Below are 18963 nucleotides of genomic sequence, written 5' to 3'. Positions count from 1 at the left end.
ATGTTATGGGGATCGATATCAGTGTTGAAAAATGCCGAACATAAGTCCAAGACTTTCGCTTTGTTTGATCGGTTCTAAGGGTGAGTAACTTAGATCGAGTCGCTCTTACTGGGGAATATGACTACTTGGAGGAGCTCATTAGCTGTAATTTGAGCTATTTTTACAATTTTGAAGATGAATTACTATTTCCAACTATCAATTTGAAAGAATCTGAGGTGATATACGGACTAGGTTTATGGGTTATGGAGCCTCGTGATGCAGCAACTGTAATGCTAGTTAGGAATAGTGACAACTCTTCGGAAGGTCCAATTGAGGTCTTTATGCTCCGGCGTAATCTCAATCTTGACTTTGTCGGAGGTGCCTATGTCTTTCCTGGGGGAGCAGTGGATGAACTTGATCAAGCCATCGCCGACGATCAGGAATTGGCTGGACGCCCCGACCATAAGTCTGGCTCACTTCTGGGAACCAATGATGGAGGGGTCAAGTTTTGGGTCGCAGCAATAAGGGAGTGTTTCGAAGAAGCAGGAGTGCTGCTGGCGCGAAGAAGCGCTTCCGAGGGGGTGCTTTCACTCGTAGATGCAGGTGATCGCGCACTTTTTGATGGCTATCGTCAAGCGTTGAATCGAAAGGAGGCAACCTTTGAATCGATACTTCGCGCAGAGGGTTTGACTTTACTATCGGATTCAATCTTTTACTTTAGCCATTGGATAACTCCCGAAGGAGCTCCAAGGCGCTACGATACGCGTTTCTTTGTCGCTGTTGCCCCTCCAGATCAAGTTGCTTTGCACGACAATGGCGAGACCGTCGCTAATTGTTGGATCTCGCCAAATGACGCCTTAAATCGCCATCGCAATTCGGAGTTCGATTTGATCCTTCCAACGATCAAAAATTTGGAGGCTTTGGCAAGGTTCTCAAATGTGGCGGAGGTGATCAGTGCGGCCAGCGCCTTTGAAACCATCCCGACCGTTCTTCCTCGAATGGTGCCAGATGGTAACGGAGTTCGGATACTCCTCCCAGGAGATCAGGGATACGAAGAGGCACTTTCGGCGGAGTTCTCTCCGACTATGCCATTGCCTGGGCGCCCTGGCGGTCCTGCAATTTAGAGCAAACAACAGCTTTTAGCGCGAAGTCCGAGACGAAGCTCCGAAGCTTCTTCTTCTATTGAGCTTTTGGTTTGCCTATATGGATTTTAGGATGATCGGTGGCACTGGCCAAGGCAAACTAGCGATCTCATCTAGGGAATTTACTCTTTTTTGTCGAGCTCTATCTTTTTTAGGAGTTGCTCAATTCTCGAAGTACAGCCGGACATCTCTTGAATTGGTGCAATTTCTGTCGTTAACTGTTTTGCGAACTTCCTCATCACTTCTACGGAATGGTCGGGGTCGTTCGAGGTCCACTTTGCTCGCATGTCATTTAAGTTCAGATCTGAATTTGCTTTGGAGATTGGAATTCTTGCCAATACCTCAATGTCCTTGGTAGCCATACTTGAGTCAAGGCCGCTCTTGCCAAATATTTCGTAACGTTGACCGTGGTCGCAAAGAAAATAGGCCATATTTTCTATGAAGCCGAGCACTGAGAGATTCCCCCGTTGAGCCATATCTAGCATGCGTATTGCAACTTCGTTGGCTGCGTCACTTGGGGTTGTGACGATTATGACCTGAGCTTGTGGCAGCATCCTTGAAAGGCCCATCTGAATATCTCCGGTACCTGGAGGCATGTCTATAAGCAAATAATCGATGTCACTCCAATCGACATCCTCTATGAAATGTTGGAAAGCGCGATTTAGAACCAATCCCCTCCACATTATCGCCGAAGTGGGGTCTTGAGAGAGAAATCCCATGGAGACCACCGAGATACTTCCATCGCCGAACTGTATCTTTAGAGGATCAATCTTCCATTGGTCTGTCGTCCCCGACGCCGAGACTTTAGCTTGCATTCCGAGTATCTTCGGTATCGAAAACCCCCATATGTCGGCGTCAAGAATCCCGATGCGATATCCAAGTTCTGCAAGACCGAGAGCCATTGCACTTGTGGTGGTGGATTTGCCTACGCCCCCTTTGCCTGAAGCTATTGCGATTATTCTCGCATTGGAGGGAATTGAGTTATTGGGCGCATTTTTGCTTGCAGCCGAGCGAGCAAGTTGCATTGCCTTTGCCTTGTCGGCTTGAGACATAGCTATTACGTTGAACGATACCTTGGCGTTGGGAAGCAGTGTTGAGATCTTTGATGATATCTCTTTTTGAATCTGGCTTCTCAGTGGGCATGCGATCGTCGTCAGGGCAAGGTCGATCTTCACTTCTCCCTCTATGAGATCTATCCCTCCGATCATCCCGAGCTCAACGATTGAGACCTTTAATTCTGGGTCAATAATTGGACTAAGTGTCGCTCTTATTTGTGATGCAATCGTTTTGAATTCAAGGTTTTCTATCATTGCGCTGTTTGTGATCTCAATCGAATCTTCACGAGATGACATAATGAAAGTTCCTTCCAATTTAAGTTTGGTTCGCACCCTTGCATCAAAGCCGCTATAAATGTCTTCTACCAGCAATAGGTTCGTCTTATTTTAAGATCTTGGACTCTTTGGTCTTCTATGGATTCGCTGATTTACTCTGGACTTCTCTGGGTAGGTTGGTTCGGGCCGACCATTATCTTTTACTCAGAGCCTACCTATAGTGAAAAAGTATTGTCCTATTTCTCCTATCTGTGTAGAATAAATTATGAAATACAAATGAATTGGAATTTTTTTGGTAGTTCGCTGGTAGATACTGTTCTAAACAGGATCGAATCTTTGAAAGGACTGGTCATATGGCTTCAGCAAGCAGCATAAAGATTGGTAAGAGACCTTCGTCAATTTTGGTTACGCCAGACGCAGTGTCTAAAGTTGCCGAATTACTCGCAGAGGAAGATGGCGCAGAGGCGCTATTTCTGAGAATTGCAGTAAAGCCAGGCGGGTGTTCAGGTTTTTCATACGATATGTTTTTTGATTCTGAACTCGCTGATGACGATAACGTCAGCGAGTTTGATAATGTCAAGGTCGTAGTGGACTCTTCGTCTCTTTCGTTGATAAAGGGCGCAACGTTGGAGTATCGTGACGGTCTGCAAGGCGCGGGTTTTCACATTTCCAATCCGAATGCATCTAGAACTTGTGGATGTGGATCCTCGTTTTCCTAGTCAGCAAGGTCCTTTGGCTAATCTAGCTTCTCGTGTTTACGGTGAAACCTAGACGTTTTGTCTCTCGGGATTTATCTGGGAATATTTATCTGCGAATTAGAGCCGATCAGTGTGGCTGAAGTGTTCAGCTTAGCACTGTTTTGGCTCTATGGCTTTTTAGACTTAGAAGTGTTGATAGCCCTCACCTGGGATTGTGACAATGTGGAGCCAGGTGGCTCATTCGATAGGTCATATACCTGTTGAATATTGTCATTTTTGTGATCTTTTATTGGTGTTGTTGAAATTATCCGCCAGGGCGCCGATCTTTTTGCCTCATTACCAAAGAAGATCGCACTTAATCTAGCCGATCTCTTTTCCCAAATCTTTAGACCGAGCACACGATCGAACTAGTCTCAACCTAGAAGATTGAGATAACCGCATCTTTTGTCGAAGCAAGGCGTCCATGCGGACGCGGATTTGGGCGAGTCGTTTCAATGCTTCTAGGTAATTCTAAAGACTGTTGATAAGGTCGGATGTTTTGATCCGAGGGGCCTTAACAAAGGTTACTTTTGATGACGGCCAAAGCGATAGCCTACGCTTCGAACCGTTTCAATCATTGATTCGTGTTGCTCACCGAGTTTTGCTCGAAGGCGACGGATATGCACGTCGACTGTTCTTGCACCACCGTAATATTCATACCCCCACACCCTAGAGAGAAGGGTTTCTCTATCAAAAACTCGGCCAGGATGCGACGCCAAAAAGGTTAGAAGTTGATACTCCATATAAGTTAGATCTAACAATTTTCCGCTCACAGAGGCTTGATAGGTCTCCAAGTTGACTTTTAGAGGACCGTATTCAATTAGTTCTTGAGTCAAACCTCGGCCAGTTCTAAAGAAGAGTCTCTGGAGGCGAACTTGGAATTCTCTAGGATCAAGAGGTAACGTTACAAAATCGTCGAATAGATCTTCGCGCAGCTCAAGCTTGTCGAGGTTGGTCCTATCCACGATCAGCAGCAGCGGAGAAATCTGACGTTCTTTGGTTCGAAGGTGACGGCAGATGAAGAAGGCATCGTCGAGATTTTGATCCGCACATATGATTGCTCCAGACCATCCTTCTTCGGGCTCCAGTTGGGTAATTCGCGATATGAGGCCGACCGGTATAAATGGGTAGCCGCCCTCTTCTAGCGTTTTTACCACGTGAAAGGGTGCTGATTCGGGGTAAATAAGTAGTGGTTCCATCTACAACTGCTCTAAGTATCGGTCTAGTTCGAACTGAGATACGTGTGTCTTATAGTTAGACCATTCGTCTTTTTTGTTTCTAACGTACCATTCAAAGACGTGTTCGCCAAGGACTTCTCGCGCAAGGGATGATCGCTCCATCTCTCTTACAGCTTCGTCAAGGTTCCCAGGAAGAGATTCAATTCCAAGAGCATCCACTTCTTCGGTAGAGAGCTTGTAGAGATTGTCTTGGATTTGTGGGGCCAGTTCGTATTCTCCTTCAATGCCAGCCAAGCCAGCTCCTAGTATCGCCGCGAATGCTAGATAAGGATTTACGGCTGGGTCCAATGCCCGATATTCAATCCTTGTGGATTGTGAGTTGGTCGTCTTTGGTGTCGGAACTCTTACTAGAGCCGATCGATTATTGCGTGCCCAGGAGATGTAAACGGGTGCTTCGTATCCCACGACGAGACGCTTGTAGGAGTTGACCCATTGGTTTGTAATCGCGGTAATTTCAGGTGCGTGATGAAGGAGCCCGGCGATAAAGTGTTTTGCGACCTTTGATAAGCCAGTCTCGTCACGATCGTCGTAGAATGCATTTTTGTTATCCTTGAAGAGCGAAAAATGTGTATGCATTCCTGAACCTTGAACTCCAACGATCGGTTTTGGCATGAAGCTCGCCAAAACGCCGCTCGCCGCAGCAATCTCCTTGATGATAAGGCGGGAAGTCATAATGTTGTCTGCCATTGTGAGGGCATCTGTATAACGTAGGTCGATTTCGTGCTGACTTGGTGCGTCTTCATGTTGCGAATATTCGACTGGTATTCCCATATCTTCTAAGGCGAGGACGGTTCTTTTTCGAAGTTGCGAGGGAAGGTTCGAGACTGTAAGTTCAAAGTATGATCCCGAGTCCAAGGGCTTGGGGCCGTTGGATACGTCTTTGTCGAAATAGAAGAATTCGAGTTCGGGGGCTGCGAAGAATGAGTAACCTAAGCTGTGTGCATGATCCAAGGCCCTTCGGAGGGTATTTCTAGGACATCCTTCGAATGGGCTGCCATCGAGATTATAAATATCGCAGAAGACCTGTGCGACGGTTTGGTCCGATGGCAAAAGGCTAAAGGTAGTGGGGTCAGGTAAGGCGATCACGTCGCTCTCTTGAATTCGAGAGAATCCGTCGATAGCCGAACCGTCGAAGGTCATCCCTTCTTCGAGCGCGCTGGAGAGTTCTGCGGGAGTGATTTGAAAGCTTTTTGGAGTTCCCAGGATGTCGGAAAACCAAAGTTGGATGAAACCAACTTTCCTCTCTTCAACAGTCTTTAGGACGTACTCGATCTTTGATTGTTTGTCCGATTTAGTTGCCACATAGTTATTACTAGTAGATGGATTGCAACTTCCCGCTATTTGACCCCTTTATGGGTCTCTCAGTTAATATAGTATTTACAATTGGCCACTTTTTTTATAAATATGACTCAGTTTTGTTGCTTGACTATAACGGTTGCGGATTGGTTTTTGGTTGTGGGGCGCGCTCACCTGAGCATTGGCCCTAAGCCGCTAAATGTCGGCCAACCGATGCGACAAGTTTGTTGTCATAATTGAGGAGGCTGTTGGTAAACCCAAGGCCAGGCCTTCAACGTTGTAGATCCATGTCAGACTGGTTGTGGTAGGTGATAGCGGGTCTTTTCGCTTCTAGTACAGGATCCCCCCCCCATGTGTTACTTGCCTCCGCCCCGATGATCGGGGTACCGTTGGCACTTGCTACCTGGAGAGCCGAGGAGCCCATTGTCTCATGCGTTTCCATTTCGGCCTCCGAGGCCAACTATGCATATTAAGCAGCCGATCTGCGGGAGTTTTGGATGGGCTATTTCGTTGGCGGGGCGACCGATGGGAGCGGTAGATGTTGGGCCGATGATGGCAAGCTGGTTCAACTTCGCTCCTGTGTTCTCATCCGCCAATGGACTTTGCCAACGACACTAAATTGGCCCACCACCAAAGATCATTTGCAAAGTCGAATCGGGATGCTGAGGAGGTCGAATGTGAGAACTGGCATCAAGGCGTAAAGAGTGCGATGAAATTGACCGGCCCAACAGATAATACTTTGGAGCGATAAATCTAATTTTATGAAGGGGTTTTAAATATGCACTGGTAGGTAACTCATGAACATAGTTGATCCAAATGCGTAAGGTCTTAGTTGTCGATAAATTGCTCGAGAAATTGAGACGTTCAAGAAACACCACAGCTTAATTTCAAAGATATGAATGAAACACCAAGCCAAGCAAGACAGGGCTATAACGAATATCAAAGCTTGCTCCCTCCAAAGATGAAGGAAATCGGCTTGTATCGAAGAGACTTCTTGGCGTTCCGGTAGTTATGTTTAGAATTGCTCCACTTGGTTACGCAAGTAAAAGAGCATTTTGATAACCTAGCTCAGAGGTGTCAGACCGTCTGCCAAACAAACGGATCGCTATCTTGAAATTGCGGTGACTGTCGTAGCCAAACCCCAGGGTGGAATTTTGGCTAGAGAATATAGATTCATTCACCGAGTTGATTTTTTCCTCCAGGAGTCCCCAGGGAACGTTGCGGTTGCCTGTCAAGAATTTGAGTAAGACTAATGCTTGGGTGCATCCGGTTGGCAAAAAACTGTCACTCCTGGTATCTATTTGGTCAGGATTGTCAGATAATGAGTAATTCTAGCTTTGGCGTAACAAGTTGTTTCAGGGAGATCCTCGCTCTTTCGTTTGAGACAGTGGATGTTGAAATTAATTTTGCGTCGTCTAATTTACCCCAATGCAACACCGTTTAGAAAGTAACACTTTGATATTGGTGTGTTCCTTTCCGAACGTCGGCGAATTGGAAGTTAGTTCAAGTGGCCTATTTGACCGCCATGTAAGTTTGACGACGTGAGCAAGTACCCAAGTTTCAATAGCTGAGAATCTTAGCGATAATAGAAATCTGCGCGATAGAAGTCTTACCGCCACCCATTCATTGCTCGACGATGCCTCCGTGTCACTGAAAGAGTTTTCGCCGCTGAGTTGTTGGATCGGTCACATCTCTTCCATCCAGCCGTGCCTATCTTCACTGATCCCGTGCTGGATATCGAGAAGTGACTTCCGTAGACGCATCGTAATGGGTCCAGCACCTCCATCACCTACAAGCCATGAGGACTTTGAAGACCTAACTTCGCCAATTGGAGCGATCACGGCCGCAGTTCCACAAGCAAATGCCTCGGTAATAGTCCCGCTAGCACATCTATCCCGCCATTCGTCTACTGAGAGGTCTATCTCGGCTGCTTGAAAGCCTGCGTCTGCGGCCAACTGAAGGATCGACAGCCTAGTAATTCCAGCGAGAAGTGTTCCCGTTAATCTCGGGGTCACTATACGTGTTTGGTCGCCAGATTGCTCCACGAAGAAGAGGTTCATGCCGCCCATCTCTTCGACCTGTGTTCTGGCGATTGCGTCGAGCCACACGACCTGATCGCATCCTGCATCAAAAGCTTCGGCCTGAGCGAGTAGGCTCGCGGCGTAGTTTCCGGCGCATTTTGCCTCGCCGGTCCCTCCTGGGGCTGCTCTCACATATTCATGAGTAATCCAGACGCGTAGCGGGGTCGGGTCCGCGGAGAAGAATGGATCAGCAGGACTTGCGATCAAGATGTATTCATATTGATCCGACGGTCGCACTCCCAACATCGGCTCTGATGCGAACATGAGCGGACGAAGGTAAAGGCTCTGTCCGAGGTTTTTGGGCACCCAATCGCGATCCACATGCAAAAGAGCGCGGATCGAGCGTATAAACAAGTCATTCGGAAGTTGTGGCATTGATAGTCGTGTTGCTGAACGGTTAAAGCGGTTGGCATTCTCCATAGGTCTAAAGACGGCTATCGTGCCATTTGGCTGGCGATAGGCTTTCAACCCCTCGAAAATTGCTTGACCGTAATGTAGCACCATCGCTGTTGGGTCTAATACTATCGGACGATAAGGATGAAGTGATCCGGCGTCCCAGCCTCGCTGACGATCATATGAAATTGAAACCATGTGATCGGTGTGTATCCGCCCGAACCCCGGGCGAATTAAGTGGGAATTGCGCTCTTGCTCGCTGGCTCGCACTCCCAATTCGAACGAAAAGCCATGGACCAGATCGCTGGAATCTTGAGATGTTTTGGTCATGCCATCACGGAGCTTTGTGGCGATTTACGGTTGTGGTACATGAAAGATAGTCCTTTGTGCTGGGATCTCTCGATCGATTGGGTCGTTTCTATTTCTTAATATGCACAGTCGGGTCGCTCAAGTTGGTGAACCGCCGATAGCATTGAAGTCAGGCCAAAATCCTAAGATATCATCATATACAATTCCAGCCAGCCAAGTTGGCTTGAGGCCAAACAGTTGCAAACTAGATTTACCAAATGCAACTCCATGGAGGAATTCTGGCCATCGACCGCGCCATGGCGAATGCTAGTGGCCAATCGAACAACTTTTAACGATTTTAGGCTGGAAGCTTTCTATTGCGAAATGGATCGAAAACCATCGTCGATTTGTGATAGCGGACCTAATTACGGATTATAAATCAGAGGAGTTTCAACTGCGTGTCTTTTTTCCAACTCTAACGACGTTCCCTGAGCTCCGCGAGCCACTACGAACACCGTACCAAATCCGAGGGTAGGATTAAGAACCAGCAATAAGGTGGTCATTCAGTCGCCTTATGAGCGACGAAGCCTTCAGTCAGGGGTCCGCCAGCTAAGTGTAGAATATCGCCCACTACCTCGATCATCGGTTCCTTCCTGTCATCGACTAGCAGTGACGCGAATGCGTCAGCAAGGCGGTTTGCGAAGCCATCCGGTGCATCCATGAGGTGGCGTGCCATCCACTTGCTTACACCCAGCCACCGACATTCACTCAGTAAAGCGAGTCCCCGGCTTCTCTCAATAATTGACTCGCTATAAAGACAGTCTCAACATGGTCTGAAGTACCACGAAGATTCTCGAGCAGGTCGGTCAGCCGATACCGACGTCGAGCTCGATCCTCATTCGTCAAAGCGGCGGGGCCAGCATCGATAATTGCCCGGGCCTCTTCTTGTATTTCAGTCACTTCATAACCATTGCTTCGTGGCACATAGCCGTTCGCACTCATGTTGGCCAGCGTGCAGGTTCGCGATTGTGCATCCAGGCCATAGAAGCGCGTCAACGAGTCTCGTGAATGGACGAATAATTCAGTGATCCAACCGTGAGATCGAATCTTTTCCCGGTACGGAGCTGGAGGGCCGTCCAGAACCACAACGATGTCGAGGTCGGAAGTTGGGGTTCGGTGAGAGGTCAGCACGCTCTTCGACAAGAACGCCCCCCGACACTCTGGAAAGCGCTCATTGACGATTTGAGTAGCTGCAACGATCGGGTCGGCGGTTTCCATCTCTCAACAATACTTTAAAGGAGTTGTAACACAACAAATTAGTAAAAACTCATCAACTTTCGTAAGTTTCGACTCCACCGAGACCGCAATGGAGCTAATTCTTGGTAGGGCAGATGCTCGATTGAGGTGATACGGTGGATATCTCGGATGTTATGGTAGGTTTCTCTTAGCAAGAAGCATGCGAAGATCATTTGATCAAATTGCGATCAAAAGAGGGCATTAGATGCCCAAAGTGTGACTTCGATCAGTTGCCTTAATTAGACCAAGCCATTACAGGAAATACAGCATCTTGAGCTCTACTTTTTCAATGTAAATCGTGCCACTGTCAAACTTCAGTTACATCGAGGTCTATCTTTTATCGAAGTCGCATCTCTTTATCCCAGTGGTTCTTCGCTGCCTATTGTCCAACGACAAGCGTGGTCTTTCGGCCACCACCCTAGCTAAATTCGTCCGAGTCTCATATCCGACTGGCCGGTTAATGCTAATAAAGCAACGAAAGGCAATGGGCTAGGAGTAATGGGCTAGGAGTAATGGCTTATACAGACTTGGAGCAAACGTCTAGTTAGGTGAGTTCTTACTTCGTGGTGAGAGCCACAGCAAAGGCAGAAGAGGAAAAGTAACGACCCGCACCAATGTGTCCTAATGGAATGTCGATTAGCAATGGAGCAGAGGTCTAATTGTTTTTATAAAGGTTATCAAAGACACCACCGCCAAATCGCCCAAAGATGTTTATGCAAAGCCCCTAGATTTTGAGACGAAGCTGATATGCAATGGTAACCCCAGTTGTGAAGCATGTACTCAAAGAACTTGGGATAGCACATTCAGTTACTTATCAAAATACGATTCGTAACATGCAACATTTAATTGGATCAAGATCCTCAATTGGAAACTGTAAGAAATTAATCGACAGAACCTACCACGGACGCTGGGAACGTAAGCAACTTGTGCGTCGAGGAATTTCTATAACGATTCTACTGAAGGCAGGTTGAAAAATCCTTGGTCGAGCGACTTCTCTATAGATGCGTCTTTGATTCTCCCCATCCGCTACTCTGAGAGTCTGACTCCGAAATAGCTGTTGCTTGTGAAACTTGATAAGTGTTAAGTGAAAGCCACCGACCTATAGTGTTTGGTTAATTTTGGGTGCATTGAGCTTATAGGGTTTAAGGCTGGGTGGTCATAAGGCAAGTTCGTAAATGTACTCTTGACCATCGACCTCGTCGTCTCGAACTCCCGTGATTACAAAACCCAACCTCTTTAAAACTCCAATTGAAGCAGAGTTGCCCGGCGAGACTGAAGCGAAGACGACGGCCGACCCTTGCAGCCGCGCCCAATCTGCTAATCCCCGAGCTGCCTCTACCGCGTATCCCTGTCTGCGATATCCAGACAGGATAGTGTAACCAATCTCAGTTTTACCAATGATCTCGGGAGGGCCATGAAAACCACAATGCCCGATGACTTCGCCATCTTCTTTGCGAACAATAATTCGAACACCCCATTCCTGGCTGGATGGTCGTGACTTCATCTGCTCGAGCTGTATATATAAGAAAGTCTCATCAGCTGATTCAAGGAACTCTTTGCAAAAAACAGTCCCTTGGATGCTTTGGGCACTCGCAATATCATGAGCGAGTAAGGATTCGATCGTTTCGGGATAGAGCGCCTCGAGGCGGAGCCTTGAAGTGATAATTGGTGCTGCTACCATATCAGAAAATCATATCATATAACGCGCCTTCATTTAGGATGATCTTGGCTAGACGGCTCTATTTGCCCAACCAGGTCTTTTAGATGCGAAAGTTTGCTCCTGAATCAATTTGGACAAAGATTCGAAGTCGATCAACCCCTTGTCTGATATCGCCTAACTTCTAGTTGATAGAACCTTATAATTTTGACTTTAGGTTTGCACGTTTAGCGAATTGATTCTATTTCGAGATAATTATCACAATTAGGGCCTAAACGACAGGTTGATCGATTTGAAATTAGCCCTAAGAGCTTTTGGATAAATTGCTGACAAATCAGTCGTTTGATGTTTTTTGGTAAGCGGTCTATAAATGTCGTTGCCGATAATTGTTTGTTGTCTTGGAAATAATTATTTCTGTTGGCTGCGCTGCCATAGGTGCGATATGTCTAGATAGTAAAGGGAACAATACCGTTTTGAATATCGACGGAGTTTGTTTTCAATGATAGCTAGTTCGAATATCTTTTCTAGTTGTTAGGACGAACCCATCACTTGCCCTCAAGTACCGATAGCAAAGATTGACGTAGGCGCACATGCCATGATCTCTTGCTCGCAAGTTTGCCTAGGAATCAATTCTAGGATCCAACGACTTAGCTGGGGTTGCCCAGAGAATCGCAATAGCTAGATTCTCAATGTCATCTCTTTTCCAGAGTTATTTTGTCGCACGTAACTTCATCTGCTAACTCATTGCAAGGAGTACGACTTTTGGGTAGTAGCATTCCATCTGAGGTTCGAAGTATGTCAGATATTGAACTCGCCTCGATTCGGATCGGTATTTGTCAAATCAATCCGAAGGTGGGCGATTTAGAAGGTAATGCCAACTTGATAGTCGAAACGGCTAGGAAGGCACATTCGCTAGGTAGTCAAATTAGCGTCTTTCCGGAGTTGGCACTTTGTGGCTATCCGCCAGAAGATTTGCTTTTGAAGCCTTCATTCATAAGGGCGACCCGTGAGCATTTGAATGAGATTGCTAAAAGTGTCCCCGAATCTGTTCTGCTTATCGGTCATCCAGAAGAAGATGGGCGTCTCTATAATTCAGCCTCGTTTACCTTTGGCGGTGAGGTCTTTGAGAGTTACAGGAAGCGATTACTCCCAAATTACGCGGTCTTTGACGAGCAAAGATATTTTGTGGCAGCTAACTCACCTGTCAAGCTCTTTGAGATCTGTGGTGTCAAGGTGGGTGTCTCGATCTGTGAAGACATCTGGAGCCCGATAGGGCCAGCGCTAGATGAGGTTAGAGGTGGAGCAGAACTCATTTTAAATTTGAATGCATCTCCATTTTCTATCGGTCGACGCTGGCAGCGCGCAATGATGCTATCGGTTCGCTCGAGCGATCTGTCAACTCCGATAGTTTACGTGAATCTAGTTGGGGGCCAAGATGAACTCGTCTTTGATGGGGGATCTATGGCATTTGATCAAAGCGGATCCTTGATAGTGAGTGTCGAAGCCTTTGTCGAAAAGGTGGAAGTTGTCTCGATAGACCTAGTAGGTCGAGGTCGGAAGTTTCAACTAGATCCTAGGGGTCTAATGAGCGACCTTGATCCGGAAATCATCAAAGTGGTAGATAATCAGCCTTCGTTAGAGGTGCCATCCATTTACCCAAGTGACCAGAGTTCTTCCAATAATAACGCTGCATTATGGACACATCCAGCGCCTCGTTTTGACTTGAATTGGGTTGATTCTCTGGATAATTATGATCTCGGCGAGACGCTTTCGGCATTGATTTTGGGCCTTAGGGATTACGTAAATAAGAATGGATTTCGCTCGGTAGTCATGGGGCTATCGGGAGGTATAGATTCGTCATTGTGTGCAGCAATCTGTACCCTAGCGCTAGGAAAAGAGCGGACCTTTGGTATAGCGATGCCTTCGCGTTATAATGCGGGTTCATCTCTTGATGACGCGCAGATTTTGGCGGATAACTTGGGAATCGCGATGAATGTCGTCGCGATATCATCTCTTCATCAAGAGTTTCGAGGTGTATTGAAGGGCCTTTTGGGATCAGATCCCAAAGGTCTGACCGATGAGAATCTCCAAAGTAGAATTCGTGGAGTCCTACTGATGGCATACTCGAATGCAACCGGCGCAATGGTTATAACAACTGGCAATAAGTCTGAAATAGCCACTGGATATTCCACTCTTTATGGAGACAGCGCTGGTGGGTTTGCTTTGATAAAGGATTTGCCAAAGCTACTTGTATTCAGGTTGTGTAGATATATCAACGAGGTGGCATTTGGTCGCGAGGTCATTCCTGAGTCGGTGATCATAAAGCCTCCCAGCGCTGAGTTGCGTCCCGATCAGCTCGATCAAGACTCGCTTCCTCCTTATGAAGTGCTAGATCCAGTTTTAATGGCGTTGGTGGAGCGAGACATGACGACGAGCCAAATGGTCACAAGTGGATTTGATCCCGAATTGGTTTCTGAGATATCGACCTTGATCGATAGGAGCGAGTATAAAAGGCGCCAGGGTGCACCCGGGGTTCGAGTTACCCCGAGAGCGTTTGGCAAAGATCGGCGAATGCCTATAACCAATGGCTTTGACCAGCGACGCTATGGCCTCTGAATTGCTTTTTGACGAATAGAGGCATGCGTGGACTATGTATGAGATATGTGGACTATGTATGAGATATGTGGACTATGGATGAGATATGTGGTGATTGACTGGAATCAATTGGTTAGCATATGGTAAGTCAATCTAATCCGATAGGAATTTCGAGGGCTTTATCTCTTCCACGTCTCTTCCACGTCTCTTCCACGTCTCTTCCACGTCTCTTCCACCCTTCTGCTGGGCTGGGCGAAGCGATGTGGATTTGTTGGATCGTAATGTGATCGTGTGGGCGCTGTATCTACTTTTTTGTCACATTGGTCTTATTTTGAATCAGGATATTATTGTGAATGTTAGCTTTTGAGGTCGGTAGCCCAAGTCGACGCTAACCTATTTTCTAAATGGAGCATGATACTTATGGTTAGATACTGTTTCATTTCGAATTTGTCACGGTGCTTTGGGCTTTAGATTTGTTGAATATGATTTCAAGCCATGCTAAACCGTTATTGGGGGTGACCTAACTTCAAGGGTTCCTCACAAGTTGGGAGTAACTGATGAATCAGTGCCGAACTTGGAAAGGCAAATCGAGATATTTTGAAATGGATGGGGATCTTCAAAACTCAATGATTGCAATCTTAATGAGATAGTCGATATGGCGCACTTTTTACTGGATTAATCCAAGTCCCGATAATTGCACTGATGGATTTTTATCAATAGTAGGTAAAATTCTATCGATCAGTCAAAATGCCGTCGGACTTGAGATTCGGAAATAGTCGGCCAACTAGTTTGGTTTGAATTTTGTGAAGATATTTAATTTTCACACTGCTTTGGAAAAGGTGGGACTTGGTGGCCAAGGACCGGATTGATAAGGACGAAGAAGACCTCGTCAGGATGTATCTGACGGATATAGGTCAATATCCCCTTCTATCAAAAGATGACGAAGTAAGGCTAGCTAAGGATATCGAGCGTGGCGCTAAAGCTCAAAAAGAGCTTTCGTCCAGGTCTAAAGATATGCCTATCGAGCGTCGATCAAGCTTAAAAGTCGATATTACTATGGGTAATTCGGCAAAAAGAGCCTTTGTCCAGTCGAACCTACGGCTGGTGGTATCTATCGCCAAGAAGTATCAGGCCTCTGGACTGCCTCTTTTGGATCTAATTCAAGAGGGTAATTTAGGACTAATGCATGCAGTTGAGAAGTTCGACTGGCGTAAAGGTTTTAAGTTTTCCACCTATGCGACCTGGTGGATACGGCAAGCCATTACCAGAGGGATCGCTAACACTGGCCGGACTATACGACTTCCTGTTCATGCAGGAGATACGCTTTCTCGTGTTCAAAGAGCTTCAGCGCGTCTAGAGCTCAAACTGGGTTACCCACCTTCCTTGGCCCAGCTAGCTAAAGAGGTTGAAATAGATGAAATTAAGCTTTTGGATGCTCTTAAGTTTCGTGCCGAGCCTCTCTCACTCTCAGAGCCACTGAGGGATGATGGTGACGCGGAACTCGGAGACGTCGTGGAAGATCGCGCTGCGGAATCTCCATTTGAAGTCGCAGCGACGACGCTGTTACCAGTCGAGATTGCTCGATTGTTGGCACCTTTGGATGATCGTGAACGAGATATATTGAAGTTACGTTTTGGTCTTGACCGAGGTGAACCCAGGACTCTAGAAGAGGTGGGGGAGCATTTTAATTTGACACGCGAGCGAATTCGACAGATAGAAGCCCGAGCCATGTCAAAGCTTCGCCATCCTTCCTCGGATACAGGTGCGAGAGACTTGTTAACTCTTTAGTTGCTTAGTTACATGAAATTTCTTTGTCGTGGGTCGTTGGATTAAGATGCTGGTTTTCTTTGGCTCAAGTCGCCACTAAAGCCAGCATCTTATTTTTGTGGACCCTGCGAGGACGACTACATTGGCGCTAAAAGTGCAAGTTGTCGTGATTGGGCCAGAAGTCTGCCGCCGGGGTCGTAGATCTCGCCGTCTTCTTCTATGAATCCGCCGTTTGCTAATTGTGATTTGAACTTCACAAAGCAAAAGGCATCTTCATCTAGATCTAACGGATCACAATCGGAGCGAAAGTGAATCGTTAGATCTAGAGTTGGAACGGCGAAGTCCCCATCCAACTTCGTGAAGATGGAAGGCAACCAAGCATCGCTATATGCCGCGAGAAGCAAGGAGTCTGTTTTTCTATTTTCACTTAGGCGAAGCCAACCACTGCTCTTAGCTAGTCTCCCACTGGGAAATGACTCTTTATCAGGAACCACCTTGGAGATATATCGTTCATGCATTTCGACCAGTCGACCTTCATTTACTCTTGAAGGTGCAATTTGATTCGGTCTGGGAGGCTCCCCTAGTTGAACGTCTTGAAAGAAAGGGCCGGGAAGGTTGATGGCGAATGCCCCGAATGCTTTGGCGACTACTCGTTCTCTTTGCCTCATAAGAGCGGTAATAAAGGTAGCTGATCTCCCTGATTTTTCAGTCTCTAGGGTTATTTCATATTCGCCTAATGATGGTGGGGAGAGATAATGGGTGGTGAGTGACCTAATCAAACGTGTGGGATCGTCGATCGTTTTGTTCATCGCAGACATAAGACACGCGGCGATGTATCCGCCGTTGGGGCCTCTTCCAGTTGACCATCCGGTTGCAATTTCTCCGAGAAACTTATTGTTTCCAATCGACGAAGCTTCTATATCTTTGTCAAATTTTGTTAGCACTCGAATCACCTAGCTCATTTAATCCACATTGGCTAGAAAAAGGATAGTAAATGAACTCGACCAAAAACTGCCAAAATACGTGTTGGCTGTGATGAAGGTAAAATTTCTACCTCGGACCCCGAGATTTTCAACGTAGATTTTAGAACTTTGGCCAGGAGTGATCGATTGCAGATAGAAAAGCACTATTCATTCTAACGAGGGGTCGAATTTGCTTATCACTTCGTGTAAAGTTCTACCTCGGAATGTAGGGGCCAAAAGTTTTGCCGCTAGGCGATAGTTTTGGATACAGTTTGATTCTTCAACCTTTGGTAGATGCCAACTTGGTTGATTTCTCTCAGCTTTGGGGGAATTTATAGTTTGCTTGCGTCGTTAGTTGCAATGCGAACTATTCGATTGCCCAATTAAATTGCTGGCATGAGTTGATTTGCATAAAGCACAAAGAATACCTAGATGGGCTATTCAATGTTTTGTGCTCCATAAGTTGGCAACATTTTAAAAGTATTCGTCAGTGAATTACAGATTTTATAGATAGAACGGTTTGGTACGGATGACTCCAACAACTTCTCAGGGTAGCGCTCGCTCAATGCGCCAACGCTTTAAAGGTAGATCGGAAAGTATTTCGACCCATAAGGGTTTGATTTTAACGATCGCCTGTGTGGCTCAGTTCATGGTGGTGCTCGATGTCTCGATTGTGAATGTCGCTCTACCGTCGATTCGTAACTCCTTGGGATTTAGTCAGGTTAACCTGCAGTGGATCCTAAATGCATATACCTTGAGTTTCGCGGGGCTTTTATTGCTCGGTGGCCGCCTGGTAGACATTATCGGTCGACGCAAAGTCTTCTTCAGCGGCATCTTTCTCTTTTCGGTGGCTTCGCTCGTTGGTGCTATCGCTACGTCACAAAGGGAGATCATCATTGCTCGAACGCTTCAAGGCGTCGGAGCAGCGATCCTTTCTCCATCGACATTGACGATTATTACTACAACCTTTGAAGAGGGCCGTGAACGAGCTAAAGCTTTGGGTGCATGGAGTGCCGTAGCGGGCGCAGGTGGTGCTGCAGGTGCGCTCTTTGGCGGTATTTTGACTGATTACTTGAGCTGGAGATGGACCTTTCTCATCAATGTGCCAATCGGCATCTTCGAAGTCGTTCTGGCATGGATGTTTCTCTCTGAATTCAAGAGAAGCCAAGCAACAAAAGGAGCGCGACTTGATGTTGTGGGTTCTGCCTTAATTACATTTGGCCTCACGGCGGTCGTCTATGGCCTAGTACAAGGGGGAAATCTAGGCTGGGCTAACGTTGAAACCCTCGTAGCGTTTGCCATTGGGGCAGCCTCGATGATGTTCTTTGTCTATTATGAAGCCAAAATCGCTGGAAGCCCAATCATTCCGCTCGGTATCTTTAGACATCGGGCTTTGAGTGTAGCCAATATTGCCATGTTCTTGGTAGGCGGCTCAATCTTTGCGAGCTGGTACTTCTTGTCGCTATTTATGCAGGAGATCCTCGGCTATTCCCCATTAAAGGCAGGTCTTGCCTTCGTACCTCAAACCTTGGCCATCATTACCGGTGCACAGATATCGTCTCGATTGATATCTAAGATCGGGTCGCGGCCACTTGTGATTGGTGGTCCGATAATAACTGCTATAGGTCTTTTGATGTTGGGTAACATCTCCCCAACTTCGAGCTATTTAGGATCTCTCTTTCTTCCAAGCATCTTGGTGACACTCGGGATGGGGCTTTGTTTCACTCCATTGGCCTTTTCCGCTACGACGGGAATCGATCGTCACCTCGCAGGATTGGCTTCAGGCGTTTTGAATACTGCTAGGCAGGTTGGAGGTGCGGTCGGGCTTGCGGGGCTCTCTTCGCTGGCTTTAGCGGTCACTAATTCGAATCTGAGCTCGCTAGCCTCAAATGTGCACGTGAGCCATCATGCCGCAGTTTTAATGGCTGCCTCCCATGGGTACGGTGTCGCCATGACAGCGTCAGCGGTAATTGCAGTATTCGCCTCGCTTTCCGCATTGATGCTACCGAAGTCGCCAAAGCGACTTGCTGAGGCGATTGACGAAGAGTTGATTCTTGGCTTTGAGGGCGCCTAGGCTAGATTGACGAGTAGGAATTGTTTTTTCAATAAGAAGTCGGGCGAATCTGGAGCTTGCTTTCGGATGGACGATCGTTTTTCGAACTTTAGTTATCGGGGTTTTGGAGTCGATGAGATAGGCGACC

Annotated in this window: 14 protein-coding genes and 1 pseudogene; 6 read left to right on the top strand and 9 right to left on the bottom strand. The window is 46.8% G+C overall.

The window, feature by feature from the left end; genetic code table 11:
• Window positions 1-80: 80 nt before the first annotated feature.
• The gene (locus AXFE_RS01015) at window positions 81-1103 is read left to right on the top strand and encodes an NUDIX hydrolase (RefSeq protein WP_152625780.1); all 1023 of its coding nucleotides are present in this window, start codon (window positions 81-83) and stop codon (window positions 1101-1103) included.
• 140 nt (window positions 1104-1243) lie between these two features.
• Here AXFE_RS01015 and AXFE_RS01010 read toward each other — a convergent pair whose 3' ends face one another.
• On the bottom strand, window positions 1244-2473 hold the full coding sequence (locus AXFE_RS01010) for a P-loop NTPase (RefSeq protein ID WP_152625779.1): 1230 nt from the start codon (window positions 2471-2473) through the stop codon (window positions 1244-1246).
• 332 nt (window positions 2474-2805) lie between these two features.
• Between AXFE_RS01010 and erpA the strand changes: the two genes are divergently transcribed.
• Window positions 2806-3171, top strand: a complete 366-nt coding sequence (erpA, locus tag AXFE_RS01005; RefSeq protein ID WP_052604038.1) for an iron-sulfur cluster insertion protein ErpA — start codon at window positions 2806-2808, stop codon at window positions 3169-3171.
• A 542-nt stretch (window positions 3172-3713) separates the two neighbouring features.
• On the opposite strand, the gene AXFE_RS21195 is transcribed toward erpA, so the two are convergent.
• From AXFE_RS21195 to AXFE_RS00975, 6 genes are all read right to left on the bottom strand, one after another.
• Window positions 3714-4388, bottom strand: a complete 675-nt coding sequence (locus AXFE_RS21195) for a winged helix-turn-helix domain-containing protein (protein ID WP_052604036.1) — start codon at window positions 4386-4388, stop codon at window positions 3714-3716.
• Window positions 4389-5729: a glutamine synthetase family protein gene (locus AXFE_RS00990; protein WP_200891150.1), complete on the bottom strand. Its 1341-nt coding sequence runs from the start codon at window positions 5727-5729 to the stop codon at window positions 4389-4391. It abuts the gene before it with no gap.
• A 265-nt stretch (window positions 5730-5994) separates the two neighbouring features.
• Complete coding sequence (locus AXFE_RS19795; RefSeq protein WP_160291678.1) at window positions 5995-6165, bottom strand: hypothetical protein; 171 nt, start codon at window positions 6163-6165, stop codon at window positions 5995-5997.
• A gap of 1243 nt (window positions 6166-7408) precedes the next feature.
• Window positions 7409-8527: a branched-chain amino acid aminotransferase gene (locus AXFE_RS00980; protein WP_082058363.1), complete on the bottom strand. Its 1119-nt coding sequence runs from the start codon at window positions 8525-8527 to the stop codon at window positions 7409-7411.
• Between the two features lie 517 nt (window positions 8528-9044).
• Complete coding sequence (locus AXFE_RS19790) at window positions 9045-9221, bottom strand: hypothetical protein (RefSeq protein WP_160291677.1); 177 nt, start codon at window positions 9219-9221, stop codon at window positions 9045-9047.
• Window positions 9222-9253: 32 nt separating this feature from the next.
• Window positions 9254-9763, bottom strand: a complete 510-nt coding sequence (locus AXFE_RS00975; RefSeq protein ID WP_052604034.1) for a hypothetical protein — start codon at window positions 9761-9763, stop codon at window positions 9254-9256.
• Window positions 9764-9954: 191 nt separating this feature from the next.
• Between AXFE_RS00975 and AXFE_RS18895 the strand changes: the two are divergent.
• A pseudogene (locus AXFE_RS18895) lies at window positions 9955-10816 on the top strand (IS1595-like element ISAxf1 family transposase).
• 121 nt (window positions 10817-10937) lie between these two features.
• Here AXFE_RS18895 and AXFE_RS00970 read toward each other — a convergent pair.
• The gene (locus AXFE_RS00970) at window positions 10938-11462 is read right to left on the bottom strand and encodes a GNAT family N-acetyltransferase (protein WP_052604033.1); all 525 of its coding nucleotides are present in this window, start codon (window positions 11460-11462) and stop codon (window positions 10938-10940) included.
• A 738-nt stretch (window positions 11463-12200) separates the two neighbouring features.
• Here AXFE_RS00970 and AXFE_RS00965 point away from each other — a divergent pair.
• Together AXFE_RS00965 and AXFE_RS00960 are read left to right on the top strand one after the other, a co-directional pair.
• Window positions 12201-14054, top strand: a complete 1854-nt coding sequence (locus AXFE_RS00965) for an NAD+ synthase (protein WP_052604032.1) — start codon at window positions 12201-12203, stop codon at window positions 14052-14054.
• An 828-nt stretch (window positions 14055-14882) separates the two neighbouring features.
• On the top strand, window positions 14883-15821 hold the full coding sequence (locus AXFE_RS00960) for a sigma-70 family RNA polymerase sigma factor (RefSeq protein ID WP_052604031.1): 939 nt from the start codon (window positions 14883-14885) through the stop codon (window positions 15819-15821).
• A 116-nt stretch (window positions 15822-15937) separates the two neighbouring features.
• On the opposite strand, the gene AXFE_RS00955 is transcribed toward AXFE_RS00960, so the two are convergent.
• On the bottom strand, window positions 15938-16744 hold the full coding sequence (locus AXFE_RS00955; protein WP_052604030.1) for a thioesterase family protein: 807 nt from the start codon (window positions 16742-16744) through the stop codon (window positions 15938-15940).
• Window positions 16745-17291: 547 nt separating this feature from the next.
• Here AXFE_RS00955 and AXFE_RS00950 point away from each other — a divergent pair.
• A complete protein-coding gene (locus tag AXFE_RS00950) occupies window positions 17292-18836 on the top strand; it encodes an MFS transporter (RefSeq protein WP_152625778.1) in 1545 nt (514 codons plus the stop codon).
• The last annotated feature ends 127 nt before the right edge of the window (window positions 18837-18963 follow it).

It is taken from the genome of Acidithrix ferrooxidans, assembly GCF_000949295.1.
Taxonomy (GTDB): Bacteria; Actinomycetota; Acidimicrobiia; order Acidimicrobiales; family Acidimicrobiaceae; genus Acidithrix; species Acidithrix ferrooxidans.
Note: the sequence above shows the minus strand (reverse complement) of the source record. Positions and strands in the feature narration are given on the sequence as shown.